Genomic DNA, 15,820 nt, shown 5'->3' on the forward strand with positions numbered 1-15,820 from the left:
TAGCCGTGGATGACAACTCGCATGATGGTCGGCCGTTCTGGAAATCACGGTCGGCCATTGCACTCGTAGCGTTCGCTGCAATAGCGCTATTCCTCCTGCTCTCCGAACACCGCGCCCACTTCCTTGGGGTGTTGCCCTATCTGCTGTTGCTCTCGTGCCCGCTGATGCATCTGTTCATGCACCATGGGCACGGGCACCATGGGGCGAAATCGGCCCGCGGGCGTCCTGATCCGGGAGACGGCCATGACCAGCATCGGTGACGGCTACGGGCTATGGAGCCTCGTCGCTATCAATTCTCTCGTCTTCATCATCTTCGCGTTCAGCTTCTTCAAGCCGGCAACCAAGCGGGACTGGCGCACGTTCGGCGGATTCTCCGCCTTCATCGTCGCGCTGTTCGCGGAAATGTACGGGTTTCCGCTCACTATCTATTTGCTATCGGGTTGGTTGCAGACGCGCTTTCCGCAAGCAAATTTGCTGTCGCACGACGCGGGGCACCTCTGGTGGACCTTGACTGGCAGACACGGCGACCCGCATGGCGGACTTCCGCACCTTCTCAGTTTCTTCTTGATACTCGGCGGTTTCTACTTGTTGTCCACGGCGTGGCACGTACTGTATGAGGCTCAACGCGGCAAGGAGTTGGCCACCACCGGACCCTACGCGAAAATCCGGCATCCTCAGTACGTCGGATTCGTCGTCATCATGCTGGGCTTCCTGCTCCAATGGCCCACGCTCGTGACCTTGGCGATGTTTCCCATTCTGGTTTTCATGTACGTTCGACTAGCGATACAAGAGGAGCGTGATTCCGAGGCACGGTTCGGCGCTGCGTGGCATGAATACGCGGCGCACACGCCACGCTTTGTGCCGAACCTGTTTGGAAAACGCCCGGCTCGAGTACATTGATTTCAGGCGACTGACCCGTAGCGGGCGCTGCTGCCGAACTCGATCGCGCTCTTCCGGGATGAGGAGACTGCCATGAAGCCCTTTAAGACTGGCGTGACGCTCTCAGCCACGGTTGTGCTCTTCTATGTCCTGTGCACCCTCGTATGGATGGCGCTTCCCGAACCGTTCATGAACTTCATGAACGCGCTTTTTCACGGACTCGATTTCCGGCGTCTCCAGACGGGCGAGCCATCGTCCTGGTGGTTTGTCGTCTACCCGGCCTTTGTGTTCGCGGTATGGTTCTTTGCAGCCGGCGCCTTCTTCGCTTGGTTACACAACCGCATGAGTGGACCAAACTGACGCAATTCCGTACGCCTACCCTTGTCCCTGGAGCGGAAAAAACGTGGAATGAACGTTGCTCCCGCGCTGTCGTTCAACACGTCGAAGCGTACGCGACCGACGTATCGGCCAGTCTCAGTAAACGAAACGGGTGAGCAAAGGAGCGTCCAATGAGTGGCCAACCCGACGAAGAGAAGCTTTATCACCCCCGGATTTCCGAACGCGTGTCATCGGACGGACATCACGCCCGTGACACGGACCAGCACGCCGCTTCCACCGGGCACAGACCCGACGCGCATGCTCATCACCATGAGGGCCAGGGCGAACATGTGCGCCGCACGGATTCGCTTCGCGACCCCGTCTGCGGCATGACGGTGACCGATCCGTCACGCTTCCGCTGCGAATACGATGCCAGGTGGTACACGTTCTGCAGCGCGGCTTGCCTGGCGAAATTCCAAGCTGCGCCGTCCAAGTACGTCGGGCCCTCGACCATTGAGCAACCGCAAGCAGTTCCCGGGGGCACCATCTACACGTGCCCGATGCACCCGGAAATTCGCCAGGACCATCCTGGGCAATGTCCGAAGTGCGGCATGACACTGGAACCGATTCTGCCCAGCGTCGACGAAGGCGAAAACCCGGAACTAGTCGATTTCCGACGTCGATTCTGGCGGACGTTGCCACTGACCGTCGTCGTCTTCGTCCTGGCGATGTTCGGCCATCGTCTCGAATTGATGGATGTCCGCAGCGAGAGCTGGGCTGAGTTCATTCTGTCGACGCCGGTCGTCTTGTGGGCAGGCCTGCCGTTTTTCACGCGATGCGCGCGCTCATTCATGAACCGCAGCCCCAACATGTGGACGCTTATCGGGCTTGGGACAGGCGCGGCCTATATCTACAGTGTCATCGCTACCCTCTTTCCCGGCGTGTTTCCTGAAACGTACAGTACGCACGGCCGGGTCAGCGTGTATTTCGAGGCGGCGTCAGTCATCATTTCGCTGACGCTTCTCGGACAGTTGCTCGAACTGAAGGCCCGATCGCAAACGTCCGCCGCGATCAAGGCACTCCTCGGGCTCGCGCCCAAGACTGCGCGACGCATCAACCCGGATGGTTCCGAAGAAGACATTCCGTTGTCCCATGTACATGTGGGAGACCTGCTTCGCGTGCGGCCCGGCGAGAAAGTCCCAGCGGACGGTGTGGTGACTGACGGCTCGAGTTCGCTCGACGAGTCCATGATTACCGGCGAGCCCATTCCCGTCACCAAACGCGTTGGTGACCGCGTCATTGGCGCAACGATGAATGCGACAGGCAGCCTCGTCATTCGCTCGGAAAAGGTCGGCTCCCAAACTGTGCTGTCGCAAATCGTGCAGATGGTCGCGCAGGCGCAGCGGTCCCGAGCCCCCATGCAGCGCATGGCCGACAAAGTCGCCGGCGTGTTTGTCGTCGGGGTCGTCAGTGCCGCTCTTCTGACGTTCTTCGTGTGGGGCATCTTTGGGCCGGAGCCCAGCTGGGTGTTCGGTCTCATCAATGCGGTGGCGGTGCTCATCATTGCGTGTCCATGCGCGCTGGGCCTTGCGACGCCAATGTCCATCATGGTCGCGAGCGGGAAAGGCGCCGCTACCGGGATTCTCTTTCGCGACGCGGCTGCGATTGAAAATCTACGCAAGGTCGACGTACTCATTGTCGACAAGACGGGGACGCTGACCGAGGGGCGTCCAGCGTTCGATCGAGCTGTGGGCGCCAACGGATATACGACCGACGAAGTCCTTCGTCTGGCGGCGAGTCTCGACCAAGGTAGCGAGCATCCGCTTGCCGCAGCCATCGTTGTGGCAGCCCGTGAAAAGAAGCTGACGTTGGACCGCACGGAAAACTTCGAATCCGCGACAGGTATCGGCGTGAGAGGAATCGTCGCTGGCAGGAGACTTGCACTTGGCAATACCGCGCTGATGCAGACCGACGCCATATCCGTCGAATCGCTGGCCAAGGAAGCGGACGGCCTCCGAGCGCAGGGTGCGAGCGTCATGTATTTGGCGGTCGATGGCAGTTTGGCCGGACTGCTGGCCGTCGCCGACCCGATAAAGGTGACCACGCCGGAAGCGCTTTCGACATTGAGGGAGAACGGTATTCGAGTCGTGATGGCGACCGGTGATGGTGTGGTCACCGCCAAGGCCGTAGCCGAGAAACTCGGCATCGACGAATTCCATGGCGAGGTGAAGCCTGCCGACAAGCTCGATCTCGTGACGAAGCTTCAGCAAGCCCGGCATGTCGTCGCGATGGCCGGCGACGGCATAAACGACGCTCCCGCACTCGCCAGGGCCGATGTCGGCGTGGCCATGGGAACAGGCACGGATGTGGCAATGAGCAGCGCTCAGGTGACGCTCGTCAAGGGCGACTTGCGCGGTATCGCGCGTGCCCGACAGCTGTCCGAGGCAACCGTCGCGAACATGAAGCAGAATCTTGGCTTCGCATTCGTTTACAACGCGCTCGGGGTTCCGCTGGCGGCTGGCGTACTTTACCCGTTCACTGGGCTGCTGCTGTCGCCGATGATTGCCGCGCTTGCAATGAGCTTGAGTTCCGCATCGGTCATCTCGAACGCGCTGAGGTTGCGTAACGCCAAAATTTGAGCAGCGCCGAATGCTGAAGCCACTTGAGCAAGCCGCTTCGATTCGCGAATGACGTGTGCGTCAGCACGGGACGGGAGAATCCACCGCCTGGCGGCCGCTCTCCGACACATGTCAGGCCGACCCCGCCCGAACGAAATGATGCTCCACTCTCGTCCGGAGCACGCCATCGAGCGCCGCAAGCCGCTCACGCAGCCGGACCGCCTGCCCTTCCGTCATTTCACCGAGCACGATTTTTTGTTCGAGCACGTCACCACAGCGGGTGATGGCCCACCGATCGACCGTCGCCGTTTCCCCTTCAAGTACGGCCGCTGCGGTCGAGACGATGCCCGGATTCCGTCTCGAAACGAGATGAACCGTGTGCGTCAACGTGAAACCGGGAAGAAAATGCGACCAGTCTTCACAGACCGTCGGATGGGAAGCGGAGGAAACTTGGCTCATGGTTGCTCCGGATGAATGGTTATCGAACCGGTGCCAGCCATGCTGCTCCCGTTTCGTTGCCGTCGATCGGCCGCATCGCCTCAGGGGCGTCCACCTTGCCCGGGAGGGCAGGTTGGCGTCGGGAAACCCGACTCTGGATGCTTGATTTCTCACGTTCGACATTCCGAACGTTGATTCATTATACCGAAAATTCGACGCCGAACAAGTCACCCCGGAAAAGCCGCAATTCGACCGGATGGCGCGTTCGATCCAGCCCTCCTACCGCAGGAGCCCGCCACGGCACGACCACCGCACCGACTAAAACCACACACTGAACCGCGTCCCCGTCATCAGCACATCGACCGTCAGTTTCCATTGATGGGCCTCGGCAATTTCCCTGCAGATTGCCAGCCCGAGGCCCGCACCGTCATACCGCGAATCCGGCGCCCGCCAGTATCGGTCGAAAAGCAGCGGCAGATGTTCCCGCCGAATACCGGGCCCTTCATCTTCAACATGAATCGCCGTCTCGAGCACGGTCAGCACGACGACACCACCCGACGGCGACGCATTGATCGCATTCTCGAGAATGTTCTTGAGCAGGATGAAAAGCGCCCCGCCGTCCGCGCGTATCGGCGACGCGGCGTCGCGCGCTTCGATATGAAGCGTTACTTGCTTCGCATCGGCCTTGCCGGCCAGCAAGCTCACGACGTCCCGCGCGACGTCGACGCCGTTCACGTCGCCGAAACTGAAGTTCTGCGCCTCGCTGACTTCAGCCAGATGCAGCAGTTGCTTCACCTGCCGGGCCATCAAGTCGATCTCGCGAAGCAAAGGCGCCTTATGGCTGATGTCGGGCTGCAGCTCGATCTGCCCTCTGACCAGCGTGAGCGGCGTCTGCAACTCGTGCGCGGCGTCGGCCAGAAACTGCTGCTGAACCGCGAAGCCATTCTCGAGCCGGGTCAGCGCATCGTTGAACGCATCGATCAGCGGCTTGATCTCGCTGGGAATCCCGGCAGACGACAGCCGCGTCTTCAGGTTGCGCGGCTCGATTTCCCGCGCGGCACGCGATACCTCCCGCAACGGCTTCAGCACGTGACCGATCGTCAACGGCAGCGTCAGTCCGAAAATGATGGTCGCAATGACCAGCACATAAGCGATGGTCTTCGGTATCGGATCGATCCGCGTCCTGACGAGCGCATCGACGAGTTGCCTGCTGTGCGCCACCTGCACGTAATAGACGACGCTCCCGTTCAGCGCGCGCTGCGTCGCGACCGCGTATGCCTTGCCGTCGATCGTGGCGGGCAGCACCTTGCCGACCACCGTCGCGAGGTCCTCCGTCAGCCACGGTCGATCGTCGCTCGAAGGCGCCGACGCCAGCAACACCTTCCCGGTCGCATCGAGCACGCGATACTTCACGTCGGCCGGCAAGAGCCGGAACATCACCGCCGGATGCTCGCCCAATCGCACGGATGCCGGGCGCCCGGCCGCATCGAAACGCATCCCGTCCACGATATGACGGATGCTCTCCATCTGCTGGCGCCTTCCCAGGAAGTCGGGATATCGATCCAGAAAATAGACGGAAAGCGCGGACAGCAGCGCGAGGCTGACGGCGAACGCGGCGACGTTGGTCACCCACAGACGCGTCGACAGGCGCAGGATCCAATGACGAAACATGGCTTCCTTTTACCAGAGCGCGGCAACGGGCGAAACGCGGCGAAGCATCGTCACGCGTCCCGCAGCGCGAAGCCGGCGCCGCGGATATTGGTGAGCCGCATCGTTGCGCCGATCGCCGTCAGTTTCTTGCGCAAGCGGTGCACGGTCACCTCGAGCGCGTTCGGCGTAACCGCCTCCGCGAACCCCCATGCGGCATGCTCGAGTACCGCATGCCGGACGGTCCGGCCCGCGGCTTCGATCAGGCACAGCATGACCTGCAACTCGGCCGGCGCCAGCAGCACCGTCCGGTCGCCACAGCGCATCGCGCGTTGCGGCGGGTCCACGGTTACATCCGCGAACGATGCGACGAGCGTCGTGAGCAGCGCCGGACGACGCATCAGCGTGCGTACGCGGGCGACGAGTTCGCTCATTTCGAACGGCTTGGTCACATAGTCGTCGGCGCCGCTTTCGAGTCCGTCGATGCGGTCATGCAACGCGTCGCGTGCCGTCAGCATCAGGCAAGGCATCATGCGGCCCGCCGCGCGCAGCGTGCGCAGGAACGTCAGGCCGTCTCCGTCGGGCAATCCGCGGTCGACGATCAGCAGTGCGTAATCGGCCCGGTCGATACCGTAAGCGGCTTCCCGGGTATTGCCAAACCGATCGGATTCGATTCCCGCCGCGGCCAGGGCCTGAGACAACAGGCCGGCCAGGCGCTCGTGATCCTCGACAATCGCCACTCTTGGCATGCTCGCACTCACTTGAACCGATACATGTAGCCGATCCGGGCCTCGGGAACGAACCGCCTGCCGACGAGCGGACTGTCGGTGATCCCGTCGCCGAGACGCGACACGCCCACGTCCAGAGAAATCGTCTGCTGCTTCGTCGGCCGGTAGTCGAAACGGGTGCCGGCCGACACGTTCACGGCCGAACCCGCGCTATAGGCGGCACGCCACGCACGCGCTTCCGATGGTCGCACGCCGTAATAGTAGTCGACGTATTTGTTGCTCAGCCATTCAGCGCCGACATGCGGCGTGATCGAGAATGCGCCGAGCTCGAACACCTGCTCGAAGCCGATTTTCGCGCGCTCGCCCTTGTTTCCGCCGAGCAGGAAGCTACCCGACAACGTGCCGAAGCCGGTGCTCCACGACAGTGCGGGCCCGTACCATAACGCGCCCTTACGCTTTTCCATGCCGTTCAGGATCGGGGCGTCCGAGCCACTGTATCCGTCGAACAGCGAGAACTGGCCACGAAGCGCGACACTGACACTGCTCCAGCTGCCGATTTTCAGATCGACCGTGGTGCCGATGGCCTGCACCCATTTGTTGTCGAAGTAGACCAGAGGAAAAGGCAATACGCGGGTGCCGTCGCCCTTGTAGGCCGACGGTTCGATGCCGACGCCCGCGCCCAATCCCCAATGCGTGACGTTGGTCGCATTGTTGAGTATGGTCAGCCCTGAGTTATCGGGATCGGGCGGGCTCATGCCGTCGTCCGCCCACGCGGAAACAGATGAAAGTGCGAATGAAGCGGCAATCAGCCATAACGGGCGGGCGCGGCGAGAGGCAATTTTCACAATCGTTTTCCTGGAGTCGACGGTCGAAACGGGGGCTACTGTAGGACCAGTCGACTTACCGCTCACTTACCAGGAAAAATATCGTCCAAGGCCTCTCCGCGCGCCTGCATGACGCGCCCGCCGAAACCCGTTACTTCGACAACCGCAGCTTCTTCGACACCACGACGCCGCTCGACGGACTCACCAGCCAGATGTCACGGAGATCCATGTGCAACGTGGAGATCCGCGTCGAAATGTCCGTCGGCTCCTCGATACTCGGATCGGCATGTTCGGTTTGTTCGCTCAAGTAAGGCCGAACCAGCCGCCCGGAAAAAACCAGCGCGAAGTCGCCATGCGTTTGCGCGTACTCGGCGGGCGAAAGCCGCATGCGGCTCCGAACCGTGGTCTTTTTGCCTTGCCCGGTCTCGAGCTCGATGATGTCGACGTGCTGGACGTACCCTTTCGCCTTCGCTTCCGGTGCGATCACGAGCCCGCGCCCTCGCGGCCCCTTCGTCACCTTGCTGAGCAGGATGCCTGCCCGGCCGTCGCGCTCCGCATCGAACAGGTCGACATCCAGTGTCAGCAGCTGCCGCCGCGACCGGTATCTCAGCCCGTACCGCACCGGCACCACGAACGTCACGTCACGATCCAGACCGACGGCCGCCAGGTCGGGATTCGTCGGGCCGTGCCGGCCGGCGGCACCGGCGACCGCGCCGCGAACCCGGTCGCGCAATGAAGGTGCGAGCGTGCTGGCGTGCACCTTCTGCAGCGCATCCCGGATGGCAACCGGATCGTCGCCGACAATCGGTCGTGCCGGGGCCGTGTCGTGATCGACAGCCGACGCGACGTGCGTCGAGCCGTCTCCGCCCTTCCCCTCTGCATGCGCCGCGACGGGCGCCAGCATCGTCGTCAAGGCGACGATGCATGCGAAGCGCGAACACCCCAATTTGAATTTCCGGTGAAACACGACGAACTCCCGATTGCGTCCAGATCGATCAACGACGAGCACTATAGGCTGGAATGATCGGCAACGCATCCGCCGTTCGAAATTCGACGATGCCGGTACGCGTCGTCATAGGTTCCTTGTCGGCCCGGCGGCACGTCAATGGCCGATACAACACTACCGTGTTGCCGTGGCGACAACAACTGACGGAAAGCAGGCAACGGCACTCATCGAGCATCCGCAAACGCATCGCGCGGCATCGCCTGGCTCGCGAAATTCGTCCGAATCCAGTCCGCCATTCACCTGCGCAGCCGAACGATCCGGCGGCGAATTTGTATGTTGAAAGATGCTTTCTCCGGCATCCGATCAGCGGGCGTACACATCACGCGCCAGTGCACAAGCGTGCTCGCACGGGTTTCAATCGATGTGACGTAACGTTGCTCATTTTGAGTCGGGACAATTCCTAATTTCCAACTTCCAATTCAATCATATCCTGACAAAAAAGCCCCTATTTCGACCATATGGAAAACGAGGCACGACAAATACAAACCCACAATAATCGCCTCGGCATATTCATATCTAAACAAAGACACCGCCCAACCCACGCAAACATTAACCATTGTTTCAAAAGCAATTATTTCCCATCTCAAAATAAAAATATTTCTTGAAGATAGAAATAGCTTGTTATTCTTCGCACCGAAATTCCAAGCGCCGTCGCATTGCCACCTGAGAGGCGGATTCGAATCCATCCGAATCCGGAACAAAAAATAACGAGATTGTCGTTATGTCGATAGCAGCAACTTTGAGAAACTTTGCGTCGGGTCTGGTCGACCTGAACAAGCGTCCAGTCTCCCTTCATTTCGGGCAGGCGCAACGCGCGGTCGGACATCTGCTGGCGCTCCATCACGCCGATATCCGCGAGGGACTGATGTCGGGCATCGAAGGGCAACTGACCTGCGTGTCGACCTACGATCATCTGCCGCCTGCGCTGTTTCTCGGTTTGCCCGTATCGGTCCGGCTGACGACCGATCGGGGCAACATCCAGGCGATCAACACGATCGTGCGTGAAGTGCGAGCCGGTCAATCCGACGGCGAGCTGACCGTCTATCAGCTGCACGTATGCGACGCCCTGTCGCTGATGGACCGTCGCACGAACGCCCGCCTGTTCCGCTCGCGCAGCGTGCCGGACATTCTGGCGACGCTGATGAACGAGTGGAAACAGCGTAGCGCCGCACTCGCGCGAGCGTTCGATTTCGATCTGTCGGCATTGCGGGCCGATCGGTATCCGGCACGCGAGCTGACGCGGCAAGTCAATGAATCCGACGCACGCTTCATCCAGCGTCTGCTGCGCCGGGAAGGCATCACGGTCTTTGCAAAGGCCGCCCCGGTCGACGGCAGGCGCGGCGTGACCGATGAGCGGCCGATTCACACGCTCGTGTTCTGCGACGATCCACATCGTCTGCCGGACGCACCGGCCGGCACCGTCCGCCTTCACCCGCGCGACGCCGGCGTCGAGCAACGTGACACCGTCACCCTCTTTGCGTACGACCAGAGCCTGTCGCCCGGCAAGGTCCGCCGCCCGTCGTGGGATTACAAGACCGCTCGTATGGACGACTTCGAGGCCATCACCGGCCTCGACCAGGGCGAGTCGGGGAACGATCTTGCGCGCCTGCTGACCGACGTCGCCGTCGACATCCCGCACGTCGGCGACTCGTGGAACGATCACGCGCGCATCGCGCACGACCGGATGCTGGCCCATCAGTTCGCGGCCGCGCGCTTCGAAGGCATCGGCACCGTGCGCGACATGCTGGTGGGGCACGGATTCACGCTGACGGGCGACCCCGAACTGGATATGAAGTCGATCGATCGCCGTCGGTTCGTCGTCACGTCGATTCGACACGCCATCTGGAACAACCTGCCGAAAGACCTGTCGGGCCGCGCAAGCGGGCTATTCGCGGCAAGCCGCAACCTGACGCCGATCGTCCCGCCGCCCGATGCATCGGGTTCAACGGATACGCGCTACGAGAACAGTTTCACGTGCGTGCAACGCGGTGTGCCGCTCAAGCCGGCCTACGATCCGGCAATCGACGTGCCGCCGGTTCACCTGCTGACCGGCACGATCGTCGGCACGCAGGGCGAAGAGGTGTTCTGCGACAAGGCCGGCCGCGTGCGTGTGCTGGTTCACGGGCTGGATCCGGCGGACCATGCTCACGCGCAAGGCGCCGGCACGAACGGCCTGGCCGGCGACAGCGCGCCGATTCGCGTCGCGGCGAGTCTCGCGGGCGAATGCTTCGGTGCGCTGTTCCTGCCGCGTGTCGGCATGGAGGTCCTGCTGGGGAGCCTGTCGGGCGATCCGGACCGTCTGGTGATCATCGGCGTGTTGAGCAACGGCGCGAACCCGCCCGCGACTTTCAGCGATACCGGCGCGCTGCCGGGCAATCGCTACGTATCCGGGATCAAGACGCGGGAAATCAGGGGCCGTCGGCACAACCAGCTTCGGCTGGACGATACGCCGTCGCAAATCTCCGCGCAGTTGGCAAGCGGACATGCGCATAGCCAGTTGAATCTCGGCTATCTGACGCAACCCCGCATCGACGGTCACGGGGACGATCGTGGCGAAGGCGCGGAGCTGCGCACTGACGCCGCCGCGGCGTTGCGCGCCGCCCAAGGCATGCTGTTGACGACCTATGCGCGTTCGCACGCAACCGGCGGTCAGCTCGATCGCGATGAACTGATCCATTTGCTCGATCAATGCGCGGCGCTGTTCAAGTCGCTCGGCGATTACGCCGGCCAGCATGGCGGGCAATCCGCCGACACGGCCGGCCAGGACAACATCGCCAACGCATTCCGTCACTGGAAACCCGGCCGGTCGGAATCCGACTCCACGGGCGACGCATCCGCGTTCATGGCGTTCGGTGCGCAAGCGGGGTCGCTGAACGTCACGCCGAAAACGCACGTCACGTATGCGGGCGAGAACGTCGATCAGATTGCGCAGCAACACATGCAAATCACGAGCGGCGAGCGAATCAATCTGCATGCCGGGCGCGGCATCGCGATGTTCTCGCACGGCGACGGCATATCGGCGATTGCGAACCACGGGAAAGTGGCCCTGCAATCGCAGAACGACGACACGCAAATCGAGTCCGGCAAAAACATCCAGTTAACCGCGGCTGACGGCAAGCTGGCCGGCACGGCGAGCGACGAAGTCGTATTCGTCACATCCGGCGGCGCGTATCTCAAGCTGCGTGGCAGCGATATCGAACTGGGTTGCCCCGGCAAGTTCACCGTGAAATCCAATGGTCATGCGTGGGACGGCCCCGCCAGCATGAGCGTCGACCTGCCGACATTCGATCAAAGTCCGCTCGGCCGCGTCCCGAAGCTGATTCGCCCAACGGACGGTAACGCGGCGCCGGGGTTCGAAGGACAGATTCGAAAGGCATCGGGAACGCTGTCGAACATGACGACCGACACGGCCGGGGAACTGCCGGCGGTCGATACCGACCGGTTCGAGAGGCTGACGGTGCAGTTCACCAAGAAGAATGTTTAACGCAAGCGCAGGAGTCCGGATGATTGATTCATCTCTCGATCCTCGGCCGGAAGAGGACGCACGCACCGACGAGCACGCCGCGACGGGCGACGTGTCCGACGCGGCTACGCCGCGCCCGGAGCCACCTCAGATCGTCGTCGGTCGGAGCGACGGCGTCTCGATGTGGACGAAAGACACCCGGCTGATCTGCATCAAGCAAATGCCGTTGCCTGGTGTCGTCATCTTCGTCCATGGCGTGAACTCCGAAGGCGAATGGTTCGAAGCCGCCGAGCAGGGGCTGTGCAATGGCCTGAATCGCCGGCTCGGGCGGCTTGACGATCAATTGATGTATCACGGCATCGACGCCGGGCAACTGGTGCCGGCGAAGTACACGGAAAGCGTGACGCCGGACGGGTTTCTGAATCCGAAGCTTTGGTCCGGCAACTACATCAAATCCGATCCGTCCTTCTCGCCCGTCATTCATTTCCGATGGGGCTACCGGGCAACCGCCGCAGAGCTGAAAGAGTACGGCGACAAGATCTTCCTGAACGAGAAGGACTATTGGGGCGGCGGTCCGTTCACGAACGGCTGCGCGAGCCTGCCCGATCTCTGGCATGGCGGCCTCGACGACCGCGCGGCCGGGTGGTTGACCGTCCAGGGGATCAACCCGACCAACCGGCCGCTATATCGCGCGCCGCCCCGCGCATATGGCGTACTCGCGGCGTTGCGCCTTGCGAGGCTGATCGAGTCGATTCGCCGCATGCAGGCCGACGTGCCGATTACCGTCGTGTGCCATAGCCAGGGCAACATCGTGGGCCTGACGGCGGCGTTCTTCGGCGATGCACTGCCCGATGTCGAAGATCCGTGGGGACGTAGCGGGCATTGCGTGGCGGATGCCTACGTACTGGCGAATGCGCCGTACAGCCTTGCGCGCGCAGACGGCCCGAATCCATCCGATACGTTCATGGATACCTGGTCGCAACGCGCGACCAGGGACGGTGGCGGCCGTCGCGGACGGCAGACCTATACCGCCCGCACGAAAACGTTCGGCAAGTTTCTGTCGATCATCGGCACGCGCAAAGCCTACGAACTGCCCGCCGGCAAGATCGATGAAGACATGGCCAACGAGCGGGTATCGCCGACCAGCAAGCGGTCCTATGCGGCACAAGAGGATCGGGCTCGCCATGGTCTGAACGGATCGACATATGGTCGCGTCACCGCGTATTGCTGTCCACACGACCAGGTGATTTCGGCGGTCACGGTTCAAGGCATCGGCTGGCGCGGCATCGACGAGAACGAGCTGAACGATATCAACGTCCCCGGCGTGCTGACGCAGCGCGTCTTTGCCTCCGGCTTCCAGGTTGGCGTGCAGGAGCGCTATCAGTATTGGGAAGATGACTGGCGGCATGGCAAAAAGGGAACGACGTCGGGATTCTGGTATCCGCCTTCGCCACCTGCCAAGTTCAATCTCATCGGTGCGCTCAAAGGGAATGAAACCATCTGGGGAGTGGCGGCGACACTGGCGACTGCGCCGCTCATGTTCGTCGTGACCGGGTTCAGCTCGGCGTTGAACATGTTCCGCGTGAATGCCAATCCGCCACAGGGATGGACCGTCGTGGCGGACGCCCCGCCACTTGACGAGCCATTTCCGCCGAAAGCGAAGCGATTCGGCAAACCGGTCAAAACGACGGACGGCGCGGCGGTGAGCGACTTCAACGAAGGCAACGATCCGCTGGCCGCATGGCGCGACGCAAGCAAGAGCGAGGCAGACAAGCGCGCGGACGATCCTTACGATCAGTACGAGGCGAAGAACGCGGACAGTGTCGCGCAAGGGACGGCAGAGAGCGAAGCCGGACAGCGTTACGAGGACCGTGCGCTGATGCGGATGGAGGCGCGGCGCACGCTGAATACGGAATGGCTCGATGGCGACGGCCACGTGATCGGCGAGGACGGCAAGAGCGAAATGCCGGAGGGTTACAAGGAATGGCGCGATAGACAGATTGTGGATTGGCTCGATCGTGGCTCGACCAACAGCCCGACGAACCATTCCACGACGATGACCAATCCGGAGCACGCCGAAAAGGCACTTGCGTACGACGTGGCGATCGGGGTTTGCTATCTGACGCCCGAGCAAATGAAAGCGCTACGGATTGAAGCCGATTGGCGGATGGGAGACGGTATTCCCGACGACAACCCGAACAAGAAATACACAGAGTACTTTGTGCGCGGAAAATTTGACGAACTTCCGATGCATGAATGGGTACATGCGGAGAGCAGCGAAGGCAAGATGCCGGACGCCATCACGAATGAACGAGAAGGTCAGTTCTATCTGAAGGTCGGGGGCACGATATGAAGGCACTAATCGCTACATGGCCGCGACGTGCCGCTGTTGCGCTCGCAGCATGGATGATCACGGCCGTACTCATGGCGTCGTTAATGGCGCACGTAGAACAACCAGACCCGACACAACTGGAAATAGGAGATTGGATGAAACGATTTTTAGTCGTGCCCAGCCTGGCTGCGCTCATGGTGCTTCTGTTCACCACGGCCACGGTACGGCCGGCGCACGCGGCACCTTCGACGGAACCTGTAACGCATGCGGGACCCTCTGCGGAAGAAGCAGCGAAGCCATTCGTCGCGCAGGTTGTAGGTTTGATCTGGTTGAATCCGTTGCAACGCATGGACTACCCGACCGAATGGCAACTGCTGTGGACGCAAGGACTCGCGTCTCCGAACAAGAACGACGACATGGTGCGGACCGATCCGAAGTCCTTTACGACGCTCCAGTCGGTAGCGGGTATCGCATACGGCAACGAAGGCACAGAAACATTCAGAGGGTTCTATCGCAAGTACATGACCAAGTTCCCGCTGCTGCTTCACTCACGCTACGCGAGCAATGCGAAATACTTCTACACGGTCAAACCTGACGATAAAAAGAACTGGCGTGAGTTGGCTGGCATCCGTGTCGAGCTTGCGATTCCGGAACGACTCGACGCGGCCGAATCGCAAAACTATTTGCAGGACTCGATTCGAAGGACGTTTTCGATCGGGAATCGGTATTTTCCAACGATGTGGAGCCGCAACACGCTTCCCGACGTACAAGCCACACAAGGCGGCCCCAACACCGGATTCACATCCCTGAACAACGCACTGGACTACTTGCGGGCGAACCCTGACAAGAGCGTCTGGGTAGTGAACTGGGACGCACCCAACTTCCCTCCCACGGATGCACAGATCAACGAGAACCTTGTCGTGCTGTTCCTCGCTGGCCCAACCTTCAACACCGAGCGTGAACCGCTCTCCTGGATCGGCAAAGCCGCAACCGGCAACACGCATGATTTTCCGCAGAAGGTCGGCACGACCCGAGCCGTGCAGGCGTGGAAGGCGACCATCGACCAAGCGGCACGCAATGCCGGCATCGTGGTCCCTGACCTCAACTACGTCGTTCACGACGCAGGTAAAGGCAGCGACGCATCATCGACACGTCTTGCGATGCTCGGACAAACCTTGACCGAAACCCTCCCCGAATACGACCACCGTAAGCAGACGTTCAACACGGCCGCCCTACTCGGCGACATGGGAACCGGCAGCGCATTGACCGACGTCGCGCTCGCAATCGGCCGGATCAATCACTTCGGCGGCAATGCACTCGTCGCCGGCACGACCGATCCGGATCATCCGGTCGCGGTCGTCGTCCTGCCACCGTCGAAACTCACGCCGATCGATCCCGACAAGGATTGGTTCCGCGCACGCGGCGGAAACAACGCCTACCTGCCGTGGTGGGGACGCCGACACGACACAAATTACGGCATGCAAGGCTATTCGTGGTGATGCACATCGGCTTGGCGGCGCGCTGCATGTGAACGTAACCGCCGCGTCTAGTAACAGGAGTTGAGTGC

General features: G+C 61.5%; 12 protein-coding genes and 1 riboswitch. Of the genes, 7 read left to right on the plus strand and 5 right to left on the minus strand.

The features are described 5' to 3' along the window. The first annotated feature begins 5 nt into the window (after positions 1 to 5). The 4 genes from A9Z05_RS34810 (at position 6) to A9Z05_RS16265 (ending at position 3,836) form a co-directional block, all read left to right on the plus strand. A complete protein-coding gene (locus A9Z05_RS34810; RefSeq protein WP_084044288.1) occupies positions 6 to 260 on the plus strand; it encodes a DUF2933 domain-containing protein in 255 nt (84 codons plus the stop codon). Then, positions 244 to 900: an isoprenylcysteine carboxylmethyltransferase family protein gene (locus A9Z05_RS16255; protein ID WP_069618989.1), complete on the plus strand. Its 657-nt coding sequence runs from the start codon at positions 244 to 246 to the stop codon at positions 898 to 900. Before A9Z05_RS34810 ends, A9Z05_RS16255 begins: the two co-directional genes overlap by 17 nt. 72 nt (positions 901 to 972) lie before the next feature. Then, positions 973 to 1,239 carry a DUF5676 family membrane protein gene (locus A9Z05_RS16260; RefSeq protein WP_069618990.1) on the plus strand — a complete coding sequence of 89 codons (267 nt, stop codon included), beginning with the start codon at positions 973 to 975 and terminating at the stop codon, positions 1,237 to 1,239. 149 nt (positions 1,240 to 1,388) lie between these two features. Beyond that, positions 1,389 to 3,836: a heavy metal translocating P-type ATPase gene (locus tag A9Z05_RS16265; RefSeq protein WP_069618991.1), complete on the plus strand. Its 2,448-nt coding sequence runs from the start codon at positions 1,389 to 1,391 to the stop codon at positions 3,834 to 3,836. 111 nt (positions 3,837 to 3,947) lie between these two features. On the opposite strand, the gene A9Z05_RS36945 is transcribed toward A9Z05_RS16265, so the two are convergent. The 5 genes from A9Z05_RS36945 to A9Z05_RS16290 all read right to left on the minus strand — a co-directional run bounded on the left by A9Z05_RS36945 (position 3,948) and on the right by A9Z05_RS16290 (position 8,356). Then, positions 3,948 to 4,274, minus strand: coding sequence for a hypothetical protein (locus A9Z05_RS36945; protein WP_176730216.1), 327 nt, complete (start codon positions 4,272 to 4,274; stop codon positions 3,948 to 3,950). A gap of 42 nt (positions 4,275 to 4,316) precedes the next feature. Beyond that, positions 4,317 to 4,420, minus strand: a riboswitch (SAM-I-IV-variant riboswitch). A 151-nt stretch (positions 4,421 to 4,571) separates the two neighbouring features. Further along, positions 4,572 to 5,924, minus strand: coding sequence for an ATP-binding protein (locus A9Z05_RS16275; protein ID WP_069618993.1), 1,353 nt, complete (start codon positions 5,922 to 5,924; stop codon positions 4,572 to 4,574). Between the two features lie 50 nt (positions 5,925 to 5,974). Continuing rightward, on the minus strand, positions 5,975 to 6,649 hold the full coding sequence (locus tag A9Z05_RS16280; protein ID WP_069618994.1) for a response regulator transcription factor: 675 nt from the start codon (positions 6,647 to 6,649) through the stop codon (positions 5,975 to 5,977). Positions 6,650 to 6,657: 8 nt separating this feature from the next. Then, entirely contained in the window at positions 6,658 to 7,473 is an 816-nt protein-coding gene (locus A9Z05_RS16285; RefSeq protein ID WP_069618995.1) for a MipA/OmpV family protein, read from the minus strand. A gap of 130 nt (positions 7,474 to 7,603) precedes the next feature. Beyond that, a complete protein-coding gene (locus tag A9Z05_RS16290) occupies positions 7,604 to 8,356 on the minus strand; it encodes a hypothetical protein (protein WP_371090898.1) in 753 nt (250 codons plus the stop codon). 823 nt (positions 8,357 to 9,179) lie between these two features. On the opposite strand from A9Z05_RS16290, the gene A9Z05_RS16295 reads away from it, so the two are divergent. The 3 genes from A9Z05_RS16295 to A9Z05_RS16305 all read left to right on the plus strand — a co-directional run bounded on the left by A9Z05_RS16295 (position 9,180) and on the right by A9Z05_RS16305 (position 15,752). Beyond that, positions 9,180 to 11,942 (plus strand): type VI secretion system Vgr family protein, encoded by a 2,763-nt coding sequence (locus A9Z05_RS16295; protein WP_069618997.1) that lies wholly within the window; start codon positions 9,180 to 9,182, stop codon positions 11,940 to 11,942. Between the two features lie 19 nt (positions 11,943 to 11,961). Then, positions 11,962 to 14,274: a hypothetical protein gene (locus tag A9Z05_RS16300; RefSeq protein ID WP_084044289.1), complete on the plus strand. Its 2,313-nt coding sequence runs from the start codon at positions 11,962 to 11,964 to the stop codon at positions 14,272 to 14,274. Between the two features lie 134 nt (positions 14,275 to 14,408). Next, positions 14,409 to 15,752, plus strand: a complete 1,344-nt coding sequence (locus A9Z05_RS16305; protein WP_084044290.1) for a virulence factor — start codon at positions 14,409 to 14,411, stop codon at positions 15,750 to 15,752. Positions 15,753 to 15,820 lie beyond the last annotated feature (68 nt).

Origin of the sequence: Burkholderia sp. A2, from assembly GCF_001729305.1 — a bacterium.
In the GTDB taxonomy this organism is placed as follows: domain Bacteria; phylum Pseudomonadota; class Gammaproteobacteria; order Burkholderiales; family Burkholderiaceae; genus Burkholderia; species Burkholderia sola.